This is a genomic window from Enterobacter cloacae complex sp. 2022EL-00788, from assembly GCF_026627565.1.
GTDB lineage: Bacteria > Pseudomonadota > Gammaproteobacteria > Enterobacterales > Enterobacteriaceae > Enterobacter > Enterobacter pasteurii.
In genome coordinates this window covers 136,274-155,113 of the sequence record NZ_JAPNMC010000001.1, presented here as the reverse complement: position 1 = coordinate 155,113, position 18,840 = coordinate 136,274, and the positions used below count along the sequence as shown (strand labels likewise).

At 57.8% G+C, this 18,840-nt stretch carries 18 protein-coding genes; 12 read left to right on the top strand and 6 right to left on the bottom strand.

Annotated features, from left to right (window positions below):
• The first annotated feature begins 48 nt into the window (after window positions 1-48).
• The 4 genes from OWK27_RS00720 to rimL all read left to right on the top strand — a co-directional run bounded on the left by OWK27_RS00720 (window position 49) and on the right by rimL (window position 4,629).
• Entirely contained in the window at window positions 49-1,218 is a 1,170-nt protein-coding gene (locus tag OWK27_RS00720) for a pyridoxal phosphate-dependent aminotransferase (RefSeq protein WP_267589551.1), read from the top strand.
• Window positions 1,219-1,249: 31 nt separating this feature from the next.
• Window positions 1,250-2,023: an ABC transporter substrate-binding protein gene (locus OWK27_RS00715; protein ID WP_176610362.1), complete on the top strand. Its 774-nt coding sequence runs from the start codon at window positions 1,250-1,252 to the stop codon at window positions 2,021-2,023.
• A gap of 357 nt (window positions 2,024-2,380) precedes the next feature.
• Complete coding sequence (locus OWK27_RS00710; protein ID WP_148419499.1) at window positions 2,381-4,036, top strand: glucan biosynthesis protein D; 1,656 nt, start codon at window positions 2,381-2,383, stop codon at window positions 4,034-4,036.
• Window positions 4,037-4,089: 53 nt separating this feature from the next.
• The gene (gene rimL / locus OWK27_RS00705; protein ID WP_267589550.1) at window positions 4,090-4,629 is read left to right on the top strand and encodes a 50S ribosomal protein L7/L12-serine acetyltransferase; all 540 of its coding nucleotides are present in this window, start codon (window positions 4,090-4,092) and stop codon (window positions 4,627-4,629) included.
• Here rimL and ydcK read toward each other — a convergent pair.
• Window positions 4,624-5,604, bottom strand: a complete 981-nt coding sequence (gene ydcK, locus OWK27_RS00700; RefSeq protein ID WP_267589549.1) for a YdcK family protein — start codon at window positions 5,602-5,604, stop codon at window positions 4,624-4,626. The two genes, rimL and ydcK, sit on opposite strands and share 6 nt — an antisense overlap.
• A 121-nt stretch (window positions 5,605-5,725) precedes the next feature.
• On the opposite strand from ydcK, the gene tehA reads away from it, so the two are divergent.
• Together tehA and tehB are read left to right on the top strand one after the other, a co-directional pair.
• A complete protein-coding gene (gene tehA / locus OWK27_RS00695) occupies window positions 5,726-6,721 on the top strand; it encodes a dicarboxylate transporter/tellurite-resistance protein TehA (protein WP_267589548.1) in 996 nt (331 codons plus the stop codon).
• A complete protein-coding gene (gene tehB / locus OWK27_RS00690; protein WP_267589547.1) occupies window positions 6,721-7,314 on the top strand; it encodes a tellurite resistance methyltransferase TehB in 594 nt (197 codons plus the stop codon). The genes tehA and tehB overlap by 1 nt, the downstream gene beginning before the upstream one ends.
• Here tehB and pepT read toward each other — a convergent pair.
• Entirely contained in the window at window positions 7,311-8,540 is a 1,230-nt protein-coding gene (gene pepT / locus OWK27_RS00685) for a peptidase T (RefSeq protein WP_242172839.1), read from the bottom strand. The genes tehB and pepT overlap by 4 nt on opposite strands.
• A gap of 111 nt (window positions 8,541-8,651) precedes the next feature.
• Between pepT and OWK27_RS00680 the strand changes: the two genes are divergently transcribed.
• Together OWK27_RS00680 and OWK27_RS00675 are read left to right on the top strand one after the other, a co-directional pair.
• A complete protein-coding gene (locus OWK27_RS00680; protein WP_148419561.1) occupies window positions 8,652-10,247 on the top strand; it encodes an ABC transporter substrate-binding protein in 1,596 nt (531 codons plus the stop codon).
• A gap of 134 nt (window positions 10,248-10,381) precedes the next feature.
• Window positions 10,382-11,056: a DUF3313 domain-containing protein gene (locus OWK27_RS00675; protein ID WP_176610354.1), complete on the top strand. Its 675-nt coding sequence runs from the start codon at window positions 10,382-10,384 to the stop codon at window positions 11,054-11,056.
• 32 nt (window positions 11,057-11,088) lie between these two features.
• On the opposite strand, the gene OWK27_RS00670 is transcribed toward OWK27_RS00675, so the two are convergent.
• Window positions 11,089-11,985 carry a DMT family transporter gene (locus tag OWK27_RS00670; protein ID WP_267589546.1) on the bottom strand — a complete coding sequence of 299 codons (897 nt, stop codon included), beginning with the start codon at window positions 11,983-11,985 and terminating at the stop codon, window positions 11,089-11,091.
• 173 nt (window positions 11,986-12,158) lie between these two features.
• Here OWK27_RS00670 and OWK27_RS00665 point away from each other — a divergent pair, with 173 nt between their 5' ends.
• A complete protein-coding gene (locus OWK27_RS00665) occupies window positions 12,159-13,031 on the top strand; it encodes a helix-turn-helix domain-containing protein (protein WP_148419507.1) in 873 nt (290 codons plus the stop codon).
• On the opposite strand, the gene OWK27_RS00660 is transcribed toward OWK27_RS00665, so the two are convergent.
• Window positions 13,011-14,177 (bottom strand): benzoate/H(+) symporter BenE family transporter, encoded by a 1,167-nt coding sequence (locus OWK27_RS00660; protein ID WP_267589545.1) that lies wholly within the window; start codon window positions 14,175-14,177, stop codon window positions 13,011-13,013. The genes OWK27_RS00665 and OWK27_RS00660 overlap by 21 nt on opposite strands.
• 92 nt (window positions 14,178-14,269) lie before the next feature.
• Between OWK27_RS00660 and OWK27_RS00655 the strand changes: the two genes are divergently transcribed.
• Both OWK27_RS00655 and OWK27_RS00650 read left to right on the top strand, forming a co-directional pair.
• A complete protein-coding gene (locus OWK27_RS00655; RefSeq protein WP_267589544.1) occupies window positions 14,270-14,797 on the top strand; it encodes a helix-turn-helix domain-containing protein in 528 nt (175 codons plus the stop codon).
• Between the two features lie 80 nt (window positions 14,798-14,877).
• Window positions 14,878-16,842 (top strand): peptidase U32 family protein, encoded by a 1,965-nt coding sequence (locus OWK27_RS00650; protein ID WP_148419510.1) that lies wholly within the window; start codon window positions 14,878-14,880, stop codon window positions 16,840-16,842.
• Here the strand turns inward: OWK27_RS00650 and OWK27_RS00645 are convergent.
• A complete protein-coding gene (locus tag OWK27_RS00645) occupies window positions 16,839-17,072 on the bottom strand; it encodes a DUF2554 family protein (protein WP_148419511.1) in 234 nt (77 codons plus the stop codon). The two genes, OWK27_RS00650 and OWK27_RS00645, sit on opposite strands and share 4 nt — an antisense overlap.
• A gap of 243 nt (window positions 17,073-17,315) precedes the next feature.
• Between OWK27_RS00645 and OWK27_RS00640 the strand changes: the two genes are divergently transcribed.
• Window positions 17,316-17,678, top strand: coding sequence for a hypothetical protein (locus tag OWK27_RS00640; RefSeq protein ID WP_148419512.1), 363 nt, complete (start codon window positions 17,316-17,318; stop codon window positions 17,676-17,678).
• A gap of 147 nt (window positions 17,679-17,825) precedes the next feature.
• On the opposite strand, the gene ftrA is transcribed toward OWK27_RS00640, so the two are convergent.
• Window positions 17,826-18,824: a transcriptional regulator FtrA gene (gene ftrA / locus OWK27_RS00635; RefSeq protein WP_252003691.1), complete on the bottom strand. Its 999-nt coding sequence runs from the start codon at window positions 18,822-18,824 to the stop codon at window positions 17,826-17,828.
• Between the last annotated feature and the right edge of the window lie 16 nt (window positions 18,825-18,840).

The window sequence follows — 18,840 nt, the reverse complement described above, 5'->3', positions numbered from 1 at the left end:
CAGTTGTTGTTTGAATAGTTATGCATTAACCATGAGAAGGGACAGAGGATGAGTTTACAAACGCCGGTGCAGACACGTTCCAAACTGCCAGATGTGGGGACCACCATTTTTACCGTTATCGGCCAGCTTTCTGCCCAGCATAACGCCATCAACCTTTCTCAGGGCGCGCCGAATTTTTCCTGCGACCCTAAGCTTATCGCCGGCGTGACCCGCGCCATGGAGGCCGGGCATAACCAGTACGCCTCCATGACCGGTCTGCAACCGCTCAGGGAGCGTATCGCGGATAAAATTGCCGCGCTTTACGGCACGCGCTATGACCCCTCCAGTGAGGTGCTGGTGACCGCCAGCGCCAGCGAAGGGCTCTATTCGGCCATCAGCGGGCTGGTTCATCCGGGCGATGAGGTGATCTATTTCGAACCGTCCTTTGACAGCTACGCGCCGATTGTCCGGCTGCAGGGGGCGACGCCCGTCGCCATTAAGCTTACGGTGCCGGATTTTGCCGTGAACTGGGATGAGGTTCGCGCGGCGATCACCCCGCGGACGCGGATGATCGTCGTTAATACGCCGCATAACCCGAGCGGACAGGTGTTCTCTGCACAGGACCTGCACCAGCTCGCGGCGCTTACGCGCAATACCGACATCATCATTTTGTCTGACGAAGTGTATGAGCACGTCGTTTTTGACGACGTTCCGCACCACGGGATGGCTACGCACCCGCAGCTGGCGGAGCGCAGCGTCATTATTTCTTCTTTCGGAAAAACCTATCACGTGACCGGCTGGCGGGTGGGCTATTGTGTGGCACCCGCGGCGCTGATGGATGAGATATGCAAAGTCCATCAGTTTTTGATGTTCTCTGCCGATACGCCAATGCAGCACGCCTTTGCAGAGCACATGACCGATCCGCAAACCTGGCTGTCGCTGGCGGCGTTTTATCAGCGCAAACGCGATCTGCTGCAAAGTTTACTGGCCGACTCTCCCTTTACGCTGCTGCCCAGCAAAGGATCGTTCTTCCTGCTGGCGGATTACAGCGCCTTCAGCAGCGAGCGGGACAGCGACATGGTGCAACGGCTGATCGTCGAGTGCGGCGTTGCCACGATTCCGCTGTCGGCGTTTTACGCCGACGGCACGGACAATAAGTTGATTCGTCTCTCTTTTGCGAAAGATGAGGCGACGTTACGGGCTGGTGCCAGGGCCCTGTGCCGGGTTACACCACGTTGAGCCTATCCCATCAGGATCTGAGGAGTTTGAGATGAAATTACGCGCGTTAGTTATCGGCATGGGACTGCTGTGTTCGTTTTCGTCCTTCGCGGCCACCGAGCTGCGTTACGGGCTGGAGGCGGAATATCCGCCGTTTGAAAGCCGCAATGCCTCAGGCGAGCTGGAAGGGTTTGACGTAGAGCTGGGAAACGCCATCTGTAAAGCCGCCGCGCTGAAGTGCAGCTGGGTGGAAACCTCGTTTGATGCGCTGATCCCGGGCCTGGTGGCGAAAAAGTTCGACGCCATCAACTCGGCGATGAACATCACCGAGCAGCGCCGCAAGAGTATTGATTTCACCCAGCCAATCTACCGCATTCCCTCCCAGCTGGTAGGCAAAGCCGGCTCGGCGGTAGAGGCCACGCCGGAAGGTCTGAAGGGCAAAACCATCGGCGTTCTCCAGGGTTCGATTCAGGAAACGTACGCCAAAGAGCATTGGGAAAAGCACGGTGTCACCGTGGTGTCTTATAAAGATCAGAACATGGCGTGGGGCGATCTGCTGAATGGCCGCATCGATGCCTCGCTGGTGATGTCCGCGGCCGGGCAGGCAGGTTTCCTCAGCAAGCCGCAGGGTAAAGGGTTTGGCTTTATCGGCAAACCGGTGTCGGACGACACCATCCTCGGCAGTGGTATCGGCTTTGGGCTGCGTAAGGGGGATGAGGCCACCAAAAAGCAGCTTGACGCCGCAATTGATAAAGTACGTGCCGACGGCACGATCGCTAAACTGGCTGATAAGTACTTTCCGGGTATCGATGTCAGCGTAAAATAACCGCCTCGTTTGTCCCGGCTGTCGATGTCCAGCCGGGACACTTTTAATACGCTTCATCCTTCATGCTGCCTCTGCGCTGCCTTCGTCTGCTCACCCCAGTCACTTACTAAAGTAAGCTTCTGATGATCCATCGGCTTGTCGCCTTGGATCCAGCATGAATGATTTTGCGTATTTACTGTTTTTTACACCACTTTCAGGCCGTTCTGGTCGACAGAAAATATTTCTCAGTTTGTTCAGATAATCACCCGCCAACAATTGGATTCTTAACCGTTTTTGTTTAGGCTGTGCGTTCTTTCTTGCCGTCATTTCGCCGCGCGCGAAACGCACTCACACGACCATAAGGACGTTTTCTCAGGCATGAATCGCAGACGTTTTCTCAAAGGTTCCCTGGCAATGGCTGCCCTGAGCGGCACTTCTGGCCTTGCTTCTCTGTTTTCCCAGGCGGCGTATGCTGCTGATTCCGACATTGCGGACGGTCAGAGCCATCGCTTTGACTTCACCGTCCTGCAATCCATGGCGCACGATCTGGCGAAAACCCCGTGGGGCGGTGCGCCGCGTCCGCTGCCGGAAACGCTGGCGACCATGACGCCGCAGGCGTACAACGCCATCCGTTACGATGAGAAGCAGTCCCTGTGGAATAATATTGAAGGCCGTCAGCTGGACGCCCAGTTCTTCCATATGGGGATGGGGTTTCGTCGCCGCGTGCGCATGTTCTCGCTGGATCAAAGCACCTCACAGGCGCGTGAGATCCATTTCCGTCCCGAGCTGTTCAGCTACGGCGATACGGGCGTGGACACTAAACAGCTTGAAGGGCAGAGCGATCTCGGGTTTGCCGGATTCCGCGTCTTTAAAGCGCCCGAGCTGGCGCGGCGCGACATCGTTTCGTTCCTGGGCGCAAGCTACTTCCGCGCGGTAGATGATACCTACCAGTACGGCCTTTCCGCGCGCGGTCTGGCGGTAGACACCTTTACCGACACGCCGGAAGAGTTCCCGGACTTCACCTCCTTCTGGTTTGAAACCGTCAAGCCGGGGGATACGACCTTTACCGTTTACGCGCTGCTGGACAGCCCGAGCATTACCGGTGCCTATAAGTTCGTGATCCACTGCGAGAAGAGCCAGGTGATCATGGACGTGGAAAACCATCTTTACGCGCGCAAAGACATCAAGCAGCTCGGCATCGCGCCGATGACCAGCATGTTTAGCTGCGGCAACAACGAACGCCGCATGTGTGACACCATCCATCCGCAGATCCATGACTCGGATCGTCTGGCGATGTGGCGCGGCAACGGCGAGTGGATCTGCCGTCCGCTGAACAACCCGCAAAAACTGCAGTTCAACGCCTTCCAGGATAAAAACCCGAAAGGCTTTGGCCTGCTGCAGCTTGATCGCGACTTCTCCCACTATCAGGACGTGATGGGCTGGTACAACAAGCGCCCGAGCCTGTGGGTGGAGCCGCGCAATAGCTGGGGCAAAGGCTCCATCGCGCTGATGGAGATCCCGACCACCGGTGAAACGCTGGATAACGTGGTCTGCTTCTGGCAGCCGGAAAAAGCGGTAGAAGCGGGCGATGAGCTCAACTACAAATACCGTCTTACCTGGAGCGCGCAGCCTCCGGTGCGCTCGCCGCTGGCTAACGTCTACGCGACCCGCACCGGCATGGGCGGCTTCCCCGAAGGCTGGGCGCCGGGCGAGCACTACCCGAAAGTGTGGGCGCGTCGCTTTGCCATTGATTTCGTCGGTGGCGATCTGAAGGCCGCCGCGCCGAAGGGCATTGAGCCGGTGATTACCCTTTCCAGCGGTGAAGCGAAGCAGGTGGAGATCCTCTACGTCGAGCCGTTCGACGGGTATCGCATTCTGTTTGACTGGTATCCAACCTCTGACGCTACCGAGCCGGTAGATATGCGACTGTTCCTGCGCTGTCAGGGCGACGCCATCAGCGAAACCTGGCTGTATCAGTACTTCCCGCCAGCGCCGGACAAGCGTAACTACGTTGACGACCGGATCATGCGCTAGCTTTGTGAAACCGTGCCGGGTGGCGCCACGCTTACCCGGCAAGTGAGAGGCCTATGTCTTCAGAAATTATCCCCGTGAACCAGGATATCGAGCTTCGCGCCGTCGAAGAGCGGTATACCGCCGACCTGCACGGCCTCGTTGTCAAAAATAAAATCTGGCTGCAAACCGCCTTCGACTGGGCGCAGCACGTGGGCTCCGAAGAAGATACCCGCCGCAACGTGCAGAGCAACCAGATGCTGCACCAGCGCGGCTACGCCAAAATGTTCCTGATTTTCTTCAAAGACGAGCTGGCCGGCGTGCTGTCGTTCAATGCGATTGAGCCTGCGAACAAAGCCGGGTACATCGGCTACTGGCTCGACGAAGGGCAACAGGGGAAGGGCATTCTCTCTCAGGCGCTACGGGCGTTTATGCGCTATTACGTCGGGCGCGGCGAAATCCGCCGCTTTGTCATCAAGTGCCGGGTGGATAACCTGAGCAGTAACCGCGTGGCCCAGCGCAACGGTTTTGCGCTGGAAGGGTGCCTGCGGGAGGCCGAATTGCTGAACGGCCGCTACGATGACGTAAACCTCTACGCCAGAATTTTTCCCCTATAGCGCCCCCAGCAGGGGCGTTCGGGTGATCCGCGCGCTGCCGTTGATTGTCTTTACTCCCCGAACGTGAATGCTCTCGCCCTCAAACGCTTCGATAACCGCATCGTCTGTTATCTCCACCTGATGCTCGATCAGCACATCGCCGACGATGCGCGCGCGCCCCTGGATCACGACCCTGTCGTCAATCAGGATCGGGCCGCCCCGTAGCCGCGCCTCGCCGCCAATTAACACGTGGTGCTTAATGACGCAGTTGCCTTCTACGAGGGCGTTTTCCGCTATTTGTGAACTGTAGCGCACGGTGGGGATAGCATCGTCGTCCAGGCCAGCCAGCAGGCGGGCGTTGCCGTACACTTTGGCGCAGTCGCAGACCCAGACGTTATTTATCTCGTTGCCTTCAAGAATGGCGCGATCGAACACCTCCGCACGGTGCTCAACGAAGGCGTGCGTCACCATGGCATCGCCGTAGATTTGCGCCTGATGCACAATCCGCGACTGGCTGACCGTGGCCCTGTCGTAAATTTTGAGGATCTGGTCATGGTCCGGGGTTAGCCCTTTGGCTGCGACGATCGTGCTGTTATGCAGTACCCGCGCGTCGCCAGCGATATGGCACTCGCCGCGGACCGTAGACTGCTGAATAGTGACGTTGTCACCTATCACCGCGCCGTGGCTCACCTCTGCGGCATCCAGCCAGCTGTTGCCGCCAACCTGCGCGCGGTGGCTGATGGTGCAGGGCCGGGTGAGGCGGGCGTTACCGGTTATTAGGGCACCGGCGAACGCCACGCTGTTTTCATCATAAATCCAGCACGCGCCGTCCTGCGCGAGCGCGCGCTCGTCTTCGACCCATCCGCCTTTTGTCCCGCTGGCAACATCGCTAAAATCGCACACCGCAACGATCTGCCTGAGGGTGGTGGTGCGCGGCGTCGCACCGTCCAGCCAGTGCCAGAGCCGGGTGTCGTCGCTGAGCCGGTATTTTGTCATAGTAGTATCCCTGAGAAGCCCTTCACTAAACGTAGCAAACTTTTGGCTTTTCGAAATGCTGGCGTCTTTGAACGAAACCTCTTAAAATGGCATTTCAAATACATTTTAAAGTTTAAAAAAAATGCATAATGAAAACCAACGCGTTCTTAACTTACCCGCAGGCTATTTCGGTATGGTGCTGGGCACTATTGGCATGGGGTTCGCCTGGCGTTACGCCAGTACCCTCTGGCCGGTTACGCGGTGGCCGGGGGAGATCCTGGTCGCGCTGGCGGTGACGATCTGGTTCCTCTTGAGCGTAGCGTTTATCGCCCGCGCGGTACGGTTTCCGAAGAGCGTGCTGGCGGAGATGCGCCATCCGGTGATGAGCAGTTTTGTCAGCCTGTTTCCCGCCACAACGATGCTGGTGGCCATCGGCTTTGTACCCTGGTACCGCCCGGTGTCTCTGGGGCTGTTTGGCATGGGGGTGGCGATCCAGCTTTCGTATGCCGCCTGGCAAAGCGCCGGTCTGTGGCGCGGAAAGCATCCTCAGGAGGCCACCACGCCCGGATTGTATCTGCCGACCGTGGCGAACAATTTTATCAGCGCGATGGCCTGCGGCGCGCTGGGTTTTCATGATGCGGGGCTGGTATTTCTCGGTGCCGGGGTGTTTTCGTGGCTGAGCCTGGAGCCGGTCATCCTGCAGCGCCTGCGCAGCGCAGGAGAACTGCCCGCTGCGCTTCGTACTTCCCTCGGGATCCAGCTTGCGCCCGCGCTGGTGGCCTGTAGCGCCTGGCTTAGCGTTAACGGCGGCGAAGCGGATACCTTTGCGAAAATGCTGTTCGGGTATGGCCTGCTGCAGCTGCTGTTTATGCTGCGTCTGATGCCGTGGTACCTGTCGCAGCCGTTTAACGCCTCGTTCTGGAGCTTCTCGTTCGGCGTGTCGGTGCTGGCGACCACCGGCTTACATCTGGGGCAGAGCAGCCCGTCGGGGTTCTTCCATGCCATTGCCGTTCCGCTGTTTATTTTCACCAACTGCATCATCGCGATGCTGCTGGTCCGTACATTTATCTTGCTGATGCAGGGCAAACTTCTGGTGCGCGCTGATAAAGCACTGCTTATGCAACCTGAGGAAAAATAATGACTGTCGATGAAAACTACTTTACCGAGAAGTATGGTCTGACCCGCACGCACTCGGAGGTGCTTTACAGCGCGGAAATCGTTAAGCCGGGTAAAACGCTCGATCTGGGTTGCGGTAATGGGCGCAACAGCCTGTACCTGGCCGCGAACGGTTATGACGTAACGGCGTGGGATAAAAACCCGATGAGCATCGATAACATCGAGCGCATCAGGGCGGCGGAGGGGATCGCGAACCTGCAAACGGCTATCAGGGATCTGAACAGCCTGAGCTTTGAGGGCGAATACGATTTTATCCTTTCCACCGTTGTGCTGATGTTCCTTGAGGCGAAAACCATCCCTGGCCTGATCGCCAACATGCAGCGCTGCACTAAGCCGGGCGGCTACAACCTGATTGTTGCCGCGATGGATGCGGAAGATTATCCCTGCACCGTTGGCTTCCCGTTTGCGTTCAAAACCGGTGAACTGAGCCACTACTACGAAGGCTGGGAGTTGCTCAGGTACAACGAAGAGGTGGGTGAGCTTCACCGCACCGACGCCAACGGCAACCGTATCAAGCTGCGCTTCGCCACTATGCTGGCGCGCAAGCCCGCCTAACGCGCCGCCAGCAGGCAGAGTTGCAGGGCAGTGCGATAGGACGCCTCGAACGACGACAGCGGTAAAAACTCAAACTTCGAGTGGAAGTTATGGGCACCGGTGAAGAAGTTCGGGGTGAGCAAGCCTTTGGCCGACAGGGCTGCGCCATCGGTGCCGCCGCGCATGGGGGTCGGCTTAGGCGCGATCCCGAGCGACGCCATCGCCTCGAACATCAAGTCGATGGCGCGGCGGTCTTCCCCAATGGCATTGCTGATATTGCTGTAGGTGTCCTCGATGCGATACTCCACGCCTGCCGTGGGGTATCGTGCGGCAATCTGCGCCGCCACGTCGGCGATCTGCTGCTTGCGGGCGGCAAAACCGTCTTTATCAAAATCGCGGATGTTGGCCTTCAGGATCGCCTCGTTTTGTCCGGCCTGAATGCCGTTAAACCAGACGTACCCCTCGCGGCCCTCGGTGCATTCCGGGGTCTGCCGACGATCGAAATGGCTAATGTAATCTGTAGCCATCAGAAGCGGATTCACCAGCACCCCTTTGGCAGACATGGGGTGGGCCGTTACGCCGGTAAAGCGAATTTCAGCCGCCGCCGCGTTGAAGTTCTCGTAAACGATCTCCCCCAGCTCGCAGCAGTCGATGGTCCAGGCAAAATCCACGTCGAAGCGTTTCAGATCCAGCGCTTTGGCGCCGCACAGGCCAATCTCCTCGTCGGGCACAAACGCCACCACAATATCGCCATGCTTATGCTCTGCGGTCAGGTTTTCCAGCACCGTCATCACCACGGTCACCGCCGCTTTATTATCTGCGCCTAATACGCTGGTTCCGTCGCTGAAAATAATCTCCTCATTGGGATAAGCCAGAATTTCCGGGTGTTCTTTTACGCGCAGCCAGATCCCTTTCTCTTTATTCAGGCAGAGATCATCGCCCGTAAACGTTAATATTTGTGGATGAATATCCGGTGATAAACCGACGTCTACCGTGTCGATATGGGTAATAAAACCTATCCGCGGCGCGCCGGGGATATTCCCTTTTTTAACGGCGGTTACGGTGGCGAACTCATCAATCACAATATCGTCTAAGCCCAGCTTTTCCAGCTCGTTCGCCAGTTCCCGCGCCATCTCATGCTGGCCCGGCGTGGAGGGCAGCGTTTTTACTTTCGGGTCGCTCTGGCTGGTAATGGCGAGATAGCGAAAAAAACGTTGGGTTAATTGTCTGGAGAGTTCGGAGGCCATAGTGATTCCTTCTGTATTTATTTTTCATGTGTTTGCGCTATCACTTTAATGTTATTTATGGAATGGCAAAAGAAGTAATTAGCCGTCGAATTAAAAAGACAGGAATAAATGATGAAAAGCACATTCACAATGATAGCGCTGGCGCTTGCTGCGCTGACGGCCAGTTCCACCGTCGCGGCAAAAACGCTGGTGTACTGCTCCGAAGGATCGCCGGAAAACTTCAATCCACAGCTGTATACCTCGGGAACCAGCGTGGATGCCAGCGCCGTGCCGGTGTATAACCGTCTGGTCGATTTTAAACCCGGCACCACCGAGCTGGTGCCGAGCCTGGCCGAAAGCTGGGAGGTGAGCGACGATGGCAAGGTTTACACCTTCCACCTGCGTAAAGGGGTGAAGTTCCACAGCAACAAAGCGTTCACGCCGACGCGCGACTTCAACGCCGACGACGTGATTTTCTCGTTTATGCGCCAGAAGGATGTAAATCATCCTTACCATAACGTCTCTAACGGCAGTTACTCCAACTTCGAAAGCCTGGAGTTTGGCAGCCTGATCGTCGCCATCGATAAAATTGACGACCGCACCGTGCGCTTTACCCTCGCGCACCCGGAAGCGCCGTTTGTCGCCGACCTGGCGTGGTATTTTGCCTCAATTCTTTCGGCGGAATATGCCGACGCCATGCTTAAGGCGGGCACGCCGGAAAAGGTCGATATGCAGCCCATTGGTACCGGTCCGTTTAAGCTTGCGCAATACCAGAAGGACTCACGCATTCTCTTTACCGCCTTCCCGGACTACTGGCAGGGGAAATCGAAGCTGGATCGTCTGGTGTTTACTATTACCCCGGACGCCTCGGTGCGTTTTGCGAAGGTTGAGAAAAACGAATGTCAGGTTATGCCGTTCCCCAATCCGGCGGACCTGCCGCGCATGAAGGCCAACAAAGACATCAATCTGATGAGCAAGGCCGGGCTGAATACCGGTTTCCTGGCGTTCAATACGCAAAAGCCGCCGCTGGATAACGTAAAGGTGCGCCAGGCGCTGGCGATGGCAATTAACAAACCCGCAATAATTGACGCGGTTTTCCACGGCACCGGCACGGCGGCGAAGAACCTGCTGCCGCCGGGCGTCTGGAGCGCCGACGGCGAGCTGAAAGACTACGACTACGATCCAGAAAAAGCCAAAGCCCTGCTGAAGGACGCCGGTTTTGCTAACGGCGTGAGCGTTGACCTGTGGGCAATGCCGGTGCAAAGGCCGTATAACCCGAACGCGAAGCGGATGGCGGAGATGATACAGGCGGACTGGGCGAGCATTGGCGTGCAGACCAAAATCGTCACCTACGAATGGGGCGAATACCTGAAGCGCGTGAAGGGAGGGGAACATCAGGCCGCGCTGATGGGCTGGACAACCGCCACGGGCGATCCTGATAATTTCTTCGGGCCGCTCTTTACCTGCACCTCAGCCAACGGCGGATCGAATTCAGCCAAATGGTGTTACAAGCCCTTCGATGACCTGATTGCGAAAGCAAAATCGATAACCGATAGAGATGAACGGGTGGTGCTGTACAAACAGGCGCAGCAGATGATGCACGACCAGATGCCTGCGGTGATGATTGCCCACTCGACCATTTTTGAGCCAGTGCGTAAAGAGGTGAGCGGCTATGAAATCGACCCCTTCGGCAAGCACCTTTTCTGGCAGGTAGACATTAAAGAGTAACGGTCACGGCCCGGCTTCTGTCCGGGCTACTTTTTTACGATTTGTGCTGTCTTCGTCATTTTTTGCTACAACGGCTATCTCCCTTTTTTGCTATAACTTCAAGTGCATACTTGCAGATAACCTGGAATACTATCATGCGTACTCACACTCTTTTTAAAGTTGCAGTGCTTTCTGGTCTGTTAGCGCTGGCTGGCTGTTCATCTAAGGTCGCCGCTCCCGAACAGTACTCCGGCTTTTTAAAAGACTATTCAGGCTTGCAGCAGACAACGTCTGCAACGGGTAAACCGACGTTACGCTGGGTTGACCCTTCGTATAACGAAGCCAATTACGACAGCATTATCTGGACGCCGATTACGTATTACCCTACGCCTAAACCGACTACCCAGATTGGGGAAAGAACCCTTGATGAACTGCTAAATTATACCAACACGAAGCTGAAAACGGCGATTGGTACCCGTAAGCCTGTCGTCACAACGCCGGGTAAACGTAGCCTGATTTTCCGCGGCGCCATCACCGGCGTGAGTTCGCAGAAGGAAGGCCTCCAGTTCTATGAAGTGGTGCCCGTCGCGCTGGTGGTAGCAGGTACGCAGATGGCAACCGGCCACCGCACCATGGATACCCACCTGTTCTTCGAAGGTGAACTGATTGACGCGGCGACCAATAAACCGGTGGTAAAGGTGGTTCGTAAAGGGGAAGGTAAAGAGCTGAATAACGAAAATTCACCTATGACCTTTGCCACGCTGAAGCAGGTTGTGGATGACATGGCGACGGACGCCACCATGTTTGACGTGCATCAGACAGCGAAATAACGAGAATGGCCTGCATCACGCAGGCCATTTTTTTATGCCGTCCGCAGGCGTCTGAACCAGGTTTCCGGCTTAGTAAACATCACCATATTCCCTCCCAGTATCAGCAGCAGGCCCACGATGCCGTTGAGGTGCCACTCGTAACCCTCGTACACCGTCGAAATCGACAGCGCCACCAGCGGGAAAAGCAGGGTGCTGTAGGCGGCTTTGCCGGGGCCAATGCGGCCAACCAGCGTGAAGTAGGCCCCGAACGCAATCACCGATCCGAACAGGGCCAGGTAAAGCAGTGCGCCCATATAGCTCACCGTCCATTCCGGCATGAAACTGTCGCCTCTGGCGAGGGCGATGACGCCCATGATCGCCGTCCCGTAGAGCATCGCCCAGGCGTTGGTGGTCATGGTTTCGAGCCCGTTTCGCTGATGGCGCATGCTGATCATGTTCCCCAGCGAGAAGCCGTAGGTGCCGAGGGCGGAAAGGCCGATGCCGGTGAGCAACGACGCGCTCCAGCCGCTGACGAGCAGATCGTTCCAGAACAGGGTGACGATCCCGATAAGCCCCAGCGCGGCCGCCGTCCAGAAGCGAGCCGGAGGGCGCTGCCCGAAGAAAATAAAGCTGTTGATGGAGTTATAGAGCACCGCCATCGAGAAAATCACCGATTCCAGCCCGGTATTGATATGCGCCGCGGCGGCGTAAAAACACCAGAAGTTAAAGCAGAACACGCAGCAGCCCTGGAGCATACAGTAGAGGTGATCCCTCAGCGCCAGCCTGCGCAGGCGGCGTAGGGCGATTAAGACGATCATCATCGTGGCGCAGGCCACGGCGAAGCGCCAGAAAATGGATACCGGTGCCGCCACCGGCCCCTGCTGCAGGAATATGGCGATCCAGGTCGTGCCCCAAATCACGACGACCAGCCCGTAGAGTAATGCGTTCATGGTTTCTCTCTTCTCATACCGCGAAAATGCCAGTGTGGCGAAGAAGAGGGCGCGCGGCTTTCACCGGCTTGCGCCGGACTTGCAAATTCTTGCGCTTTTTTCTCGTCCGAACGCTGGTAACAGGCTGCAACACTTCTTAGACTGACGATCTGATTAATCACCTGTTTACGGCCATGTCTCTCGTTTACGACACCTTTGAAACGTTACGCCAGCAAAATGCGGTGCTGCGGGAAACCGTCGCGCTCAACTCTGGCATTCAACTGGCGGCCTGGTACAACAAGCACGACACGATCACCGTTAAAAGCAACCACCACACCCTCAGCCTGTACGTGGCGGACGGCTATGAAAGCTATCAAAAAACGCCGGGCGGCTGGAAAAACGGCGGCGGCCCGGATCGTTTTTGCCTGATGCCTGAAGAGAGTGAATCCACATGGGATATTCGTGACGACCTGTCGTTCGTCCATCTCTACTGTACCGACGCGCACCTGCGGGACGTGGGAGAGAAAATCTGGGATAAACGCCCGCTGTCGCTGACGCTGGATGAAAAGATCTTTGGCAGCGATCCGAAAATTACCGCGCTGTATCGCCAGTTCCTGCTTGGCTGCGACTGGCAGCAGAACGCCAATCAGCTCACCCTGAGCACCGCCTCGACCTTATTGCTGACGCACCTGGTTCAGCACTACTCCAGCGTGCAGTGGAAGCTGCCGGCGGTTACCGGAGGGCTGTCGCCGTTTGTGCTGCGCAACGTGCTGGCGTTTATCGAAGAAAATCTTGCGCAGCCCCTGACGCTGGCTGAGCTGGCCGGGCAGGCGGCGCTCAGCGAGTATCACTTTGCCAGGATGTTCCGCCAGTCGATGGGGCTGGCGCCGCATCAGTACGTCATGCAGCGGCGCATGGAGAAAGCCAAAGCGCTGGTGCAGCACACCACCACGCCGCTCACCGACATCGCGCTGGCCTGCGGGTTTAGCTCCGCCAGCCACTTCAGTAACCGCTTTCGCAGCATGACGGGGGTAACGCCCTCGCAGCTACGCGCGGCGAAGGCGTGAGAAGACCGCGTAACAGATCCCGCCCAGCACCAGCCCCCAGAAGGCGGAACCAATTCCCAGGATCGTCACCCCGCTGGCGGTCATCAGGAAGGTGACGATCGCCGCGTCGCGTTCCGCCTCGTGATTCAGCGCCTGGTACAAACTGCCGCTGATGGTGCCGAGCAGGGCCAGCCCGGCCAGCGTCTGGATCCAGCCCGGCGGCAGGGCGGCCATCAGCCCGGAAATCGAACCGCCGAACACCCCCGCCAGCAGATAAAACCCGCCTGCGGCAGCCGCCGCCAGCCAGCGTTTACCGGCATCAGGATGGGCGTCCGGGCTCTGGCAGATGGCGGCAGTGATAGCGGCGATGCAGATGGAATAGACGCCGAAGGGGGATAGCAGCAGCGCCAGCCCGCCGGTCGCAATCATCAGCGGTGAGGCCGCCAGCGGATAGCCCGACGCCTGCATGGTGGCGAAGCCGGGCGCGTTCTGCGACGCCATCGTCACCAGAAAGAAGGGCAGCCCGACGCCGATCAGGCTGGAGAGCGTGAACGACGGGGCAATAAATTCCGGCATCACCACGGACAGCGTCAGCCTGTTAGTGACAACGTCACCTCCCATCCATGCCGCGACGACGCCTGCCAGCAGCGTGGCGACGATGGCGTACCGGGGAGCCACTGCTTTGGCCACCAGCCAGGCCGCCAGCATAGTGCCGCAAAGAACCCAGTTATCCTCAAGGTTGCTGAATGCCTTAAGGCCAAACTGCAGCAGCACCCCGGCCAGCATAGCGGCGGCAAGGGAGTGCGGGATCAGCTTCATCAGCCTGGCGAACAGGCCGGTTACGCCGCACAGCAGAATAAGCGCATTGGCAAAAATAAAGACGCCGATGGTTTCAGCCAGGGTGATGCCGTGCAGGCTGGTGGCGAGCAGCGCCGCGCCGGGCGTCGACCAGGCGGTAAGCACCGGGGCCTTGTACCACCAGGACAGCGCCAGGGTGCTGATCCCCATGCCCAGCCCCAGGGCGGTCATCCACCCGGCGATTTGCTGCGCGCTGGCGCCGGCCGCGGCGGCGGCCTGCCAGATAATGGCGGCCGAGCTGGCGTAGCCCACCAGGACGGCGACAAAACCGGCAAGGACGGCAGGAAAAAGATGAGTTGTCGATCGCATGGAAACCCCGCTGTGCGTTATAACGTCCGCAGTAAGGTATCACTGTGCGTTATAGCGTACAAGTGGTATGCTTTCCCGCAACGGGAGGAACCATGGATATTACTCAACACCTTGCCACCACGCTGAAAGCGCTGCGACAGGCGCGGGGCTGGAGCCTGTCTAAGCTGGCCGACGAGACCGGCGTGTCGAAAGCGATGCTCGGGCAAATCGAGCGCAACGAGTCCAGCCCGACGGTCTCCACGCTGTGGAAAATCGCCACCGGGCTGAACGTGCCCTTTTCGGCGTTTATCACCCCCGAGAGCGATCCGCAGGCGGTGTTCGATCCGCAGCAGCAGGCGATGGTGGTGAAGCCGCTGTTCCCCTGGGATGACCAGCTCCGGTTCGACCATTTCTCCATCACCCTGTCGCCGGGCGCGCTGAGCGAGTCCGCCCCGCACGAGGCCGGGGTGATTGAGCACGTCGTGGTGATTAGCGGCGAGCTGGAGATGCAAATCGACGGTATCTGGCGCACGATTCACGCCGATTCCGGCGTGCGTTTTGCCGGTGATAAACCGCACGCGTACCGCAACAGCAGCGCCCGGACGGTTCATTTTCACTCTCTGATCCATTATCCCCGCTAAAGCGTCGCAAAACGGTTTCACTGACACAGACTTCTGACTACAATAGCCGCCATTTTGACCATAACGGATAACGACGACGTATGCGCCTGCACTCCCATCATCTTGAACTGTTAAGCCCGGCCCGCGACGCCGCCATTGCCCGTGAAGCCATTCTTCACGGTGCGGATGCCGTCTACATTGGCGGCCCGGGCTTCGGTGCCCGCCATAACGCCAGCAACAGCCTGCGCGATATTGCCGAGCTGGTACCGTTCGCCCACCGCTTTGGGGCGAAGGTGTTCGTAACCCTGAACACCATACTTCATGATGATGAGCTGGAGCCTGCGCAGCGTCTGATCGCCGATCTCTACCAGACCGGCGTCGACGCCCTGATCGTTCAGGATATGGGCGTTCTGGAGCTGGATATCCCGCCCATCGAGCTGCATGCCAGCACCCAGTGCGATATCCGCACCGTTGAGAAGGCGAAGTTTCTCGCGGACGTCGGGTTTACCCAGATCGTTCTGGCGCGCGAGCTGAACCTGAATCAGATCCGCGATATCCATCAGGCCACCGACGCCACCATCGAATTTTTCATCCACGGCGCGCTGTGCGTGGCCTATTCCGGGCAGTGCAATATCTCTCACGCCCAGACGGGCCGCAGCGCCAACCGCGGCGACTGCTCCCAGGCCTGCCGCCTGCCGTATACACTTAAAGACGATCGGGGCCGGGTGGTGGCGTTCGAAAAGCACCTGCTCTCCATGAAGGACAACGATCAGACGGCTAACCTCGGCGCGCTGATCGATGCCGGGGTGCGCTCCTTCAAGATTGAAGGGCGCTACAAGGACATGAGCTACGTGAAAAACATCACCGCGCACTATCGTCAGATGCTGGATGCCATCATTGAGGATCGCGGTGACCTGGCGCGGGCGTCCGCCGGACGTACCGAGCATTTCTTCGTTCCGTCTACGGATAAAACCTTCCACCGCGGCAGCACGGATTACTTCGTCAACGCGCGCAAGGGGGACATTGGCGCCTTTGATTCACCGAAATTTATCGGTCTGCCGGTAGGGGAAGTGCTGAAAGTCGCAAAAGATCATCTGGACGTTGAGGTCACGGAACCGCTGGCCAACGGCGATGGCCTGAACGTGATGATCAAGCGTGAAGTGGTCGGCTTCCGCGCCAATACGGTGGAGAAAACCGGCGAGAACCGCTACCGCGTATGGCCGAACGAAATGCCTGCCGATCTCTATAAGGCCCGCCCGAATGCGGCCCTCAACCGTAATCTGGATCACAACTGGCAGCAGGCGCTGCTGAAAACGTCCAGCGAGCGCCGCATTGCGGTAGATATTGCGCTGGGGGGCTGGGAAGAGCAGCTGATCCTGACCATGACCTGTGAAGACGGCATCAGCGTGACGCACACCCTGGACGGCATGTTCGAGGTGGCGAACAACGCGGAAAAGGCGATTAACAACCTGAAGGACGGCGTGGCGAAGCTCGGCCAGACCATCTACTACGCGCGTAACGTTGAGGTTAATCTGCCGGACGCGCTGTTTGTACCGAACAGCCTGCTGAACCAGTTCCGCCGTGAAACCGCTGAGATGCTGGATGAAGCGCGCCTGGCAAACTATGCTCGCGGCACGCGTAAGGCCGAAGCGGTGCCCGCGCCGGTCTATCCGGATACGCATTTATCCTTCCTGGCGAACGTTTACAACCACAAGGCGCGCGCGTTTTATCACCGTCACGGAGTCCAGCTGATCGATGCCGCCTATGAGGCCCATGAAGAGAAGGGCGATGTGCCGGTGATGATCACCAAGCACTGCCTGCGTTTTGCCTTTAACCTCTGTCCGAAGCAGGCGAAAGGCAATATTAAAAGCTGGAAAGCGACGCCGATGCAGCTGGTGAACGGCGATGAGGTGCTGACGCTGAAGTTCGACTGCCGCCCGTGCGAAATGCACGTTATCGGTAAGATGAAGAACCACATCTTCAAAATGCCGCCGCCGGGCAGCATCGTGGCGTCCGTGAGCCCGGATGATTTGCTGAAAACCCTGCCGAAGCGTAAAGGCAGCTAGCCCGGAAAGTGGGTGTCCGGTTTGCGCGACTTCAGCCAGGAATGGCGTTCGCGCAGACCCTCCGCAGACTCTTCTGCCGCGCTGCGTAACTCGTCGCTGTCGGCTTCGTGACGAAGCTGATGGTCGGCGCTTTTCACGTACAAAAATTCATGCCCTTTATGCCCGGCCATCAGCTGCCCCGAGAACAGGGCGCAGATCACCATTGCCATGGCCAACCCTTTTTTGAACATCCCCCATCTCCCGAAAATACGATTCGGCCATCGTAAAGATAATTTCATCAAGTAATTATTCGGATTTTCAAATTTGAGAAAACGGGCTGTCAAAAAGTGTGGCTGTAATAAAACCGGTTTAAGATTAATCTTAAAAGCAATATTGCCGTTGTAAACTCCCATTTCTGGTATCAAAAGAGAAGCTAGATTTAATGAGAAATCATTTACAATAAGATTTTTCTGGCTAAGGATCGGATCTAATAAATGAAAAAAATAATTGTGCTATCACTTCTGGGCGTAGTGGTTGCAGTGGGTGCTGCCGCCAGCCTCTATTCAAACGATGAACCTGAATATATTCAGTCAGCAAAAAGCCGTGTAGGTTCGTATTTAACCAGCGATTACGGACGCGTCGAATGTAATAGCACGCAGGTTGGTGAAGGCCGCTGGGAGCTGGGCTGCATCAATAAGGCGAGGGGTAAGACCTTCCAGTTCGCGGTTTATCCATCCGAGCAGGCGCCGTACGGTGTCTCACGCGCGTTTTATCTCGAAGCCATTAATGACGATGCCCGCCAGAGCGCAGAGCAGGGGCTGATGCGTTATCTGCAAATTAATACCAAAGCGGGTTAATCGGTCCGTTTATGCTTTGTTGAAACTCAGCGTGGTAGATTACAGGCGATCCACATCCGGTATGGAATACCGGTGCGTAGATACCAAAATACAAATCTATCCATGCAAGCATTTACCGCCAGAATATGGCGGTTTTTTTTTGCCCTGTTATCGGGTCGGCTGTAAAAACTGCTTACGATATTGCGCCGGAGAAAGGGCGTATTGCTGGCGGAAATGGTGACGCAGCGTGGCGCCCTGGCCAAAACCCGTTTGTTCAGCAATGGCGTCGATGCCGAGCCGGCTATTTTCCAGAAAATCTCGCGCGCGCTGCAGCCGGGCGTTCAACAGCCAGCGCGCGGGCGTTGTGCCGGTGGCATCCTGAAAACGGCGCAAAAAGGTGCGCTGGCTCATGCCCACGCGCCGGGACAGGGACTCGACGGTATGCCCAACGGCCAGATGCTGATGCAGATAATCAAACAGCTGGCCCAGCCGCTGGCTTTCGCGCAGCTGCGCCACCGGTCGGCTGAGCTGCTGGGTTTGCGAGCCGTCCCGATGGGGCGGGATCACCAGCCTGCGCGCCACGCGGTTTGCCGCCTCGATGCCATAGTCCCGGCGCACCACGTGCAGGCACAGGTCGATTCCGGCTGCGCTGCCCGCGGAGGTCAGAATATCGCCCTCGTCCTGATACAGCACATCCTCCACCACGGTGATGGCGGGATAGCGTGTTTTAAGCGCCTCCGTGTAGCGCCAGTGGGTGGTGGCCTTCCGCCCGTTCAGCAGGCCCGAGGCCGCCAGAACAAACACGCCAGAGCAGATGGAGAGCAGCCGACAGCCGCGGCCGTGCGCCTCGCGCAACGCCTGGCGGAGCGCCTCGGGCACAGGCTCGTCCATGCCGCGCCAGCCGGGCACGACAATTAAATCTGCCGTCTCCAGCAAACGCAGATCGCCATCGGCAAGCATACGGATCCCGCCGGTTGCCCGAAGTTCACCTTCATCCACGCCCGCTACAGCGAACCGATACCACGCGTCGCCCATCTCCGGGCGCGGCAGGCCGAAGATTTCTACCGCCACGCCAAACTCGAAGGTACATAAACCGTCGTACGCCAGCACCACCGCGCGCGGGCGCGCGTGTCTTAAGTTTGTCATCTTTTTGCTGTTTTCTGGCATAGGCGGGCGCATTCAC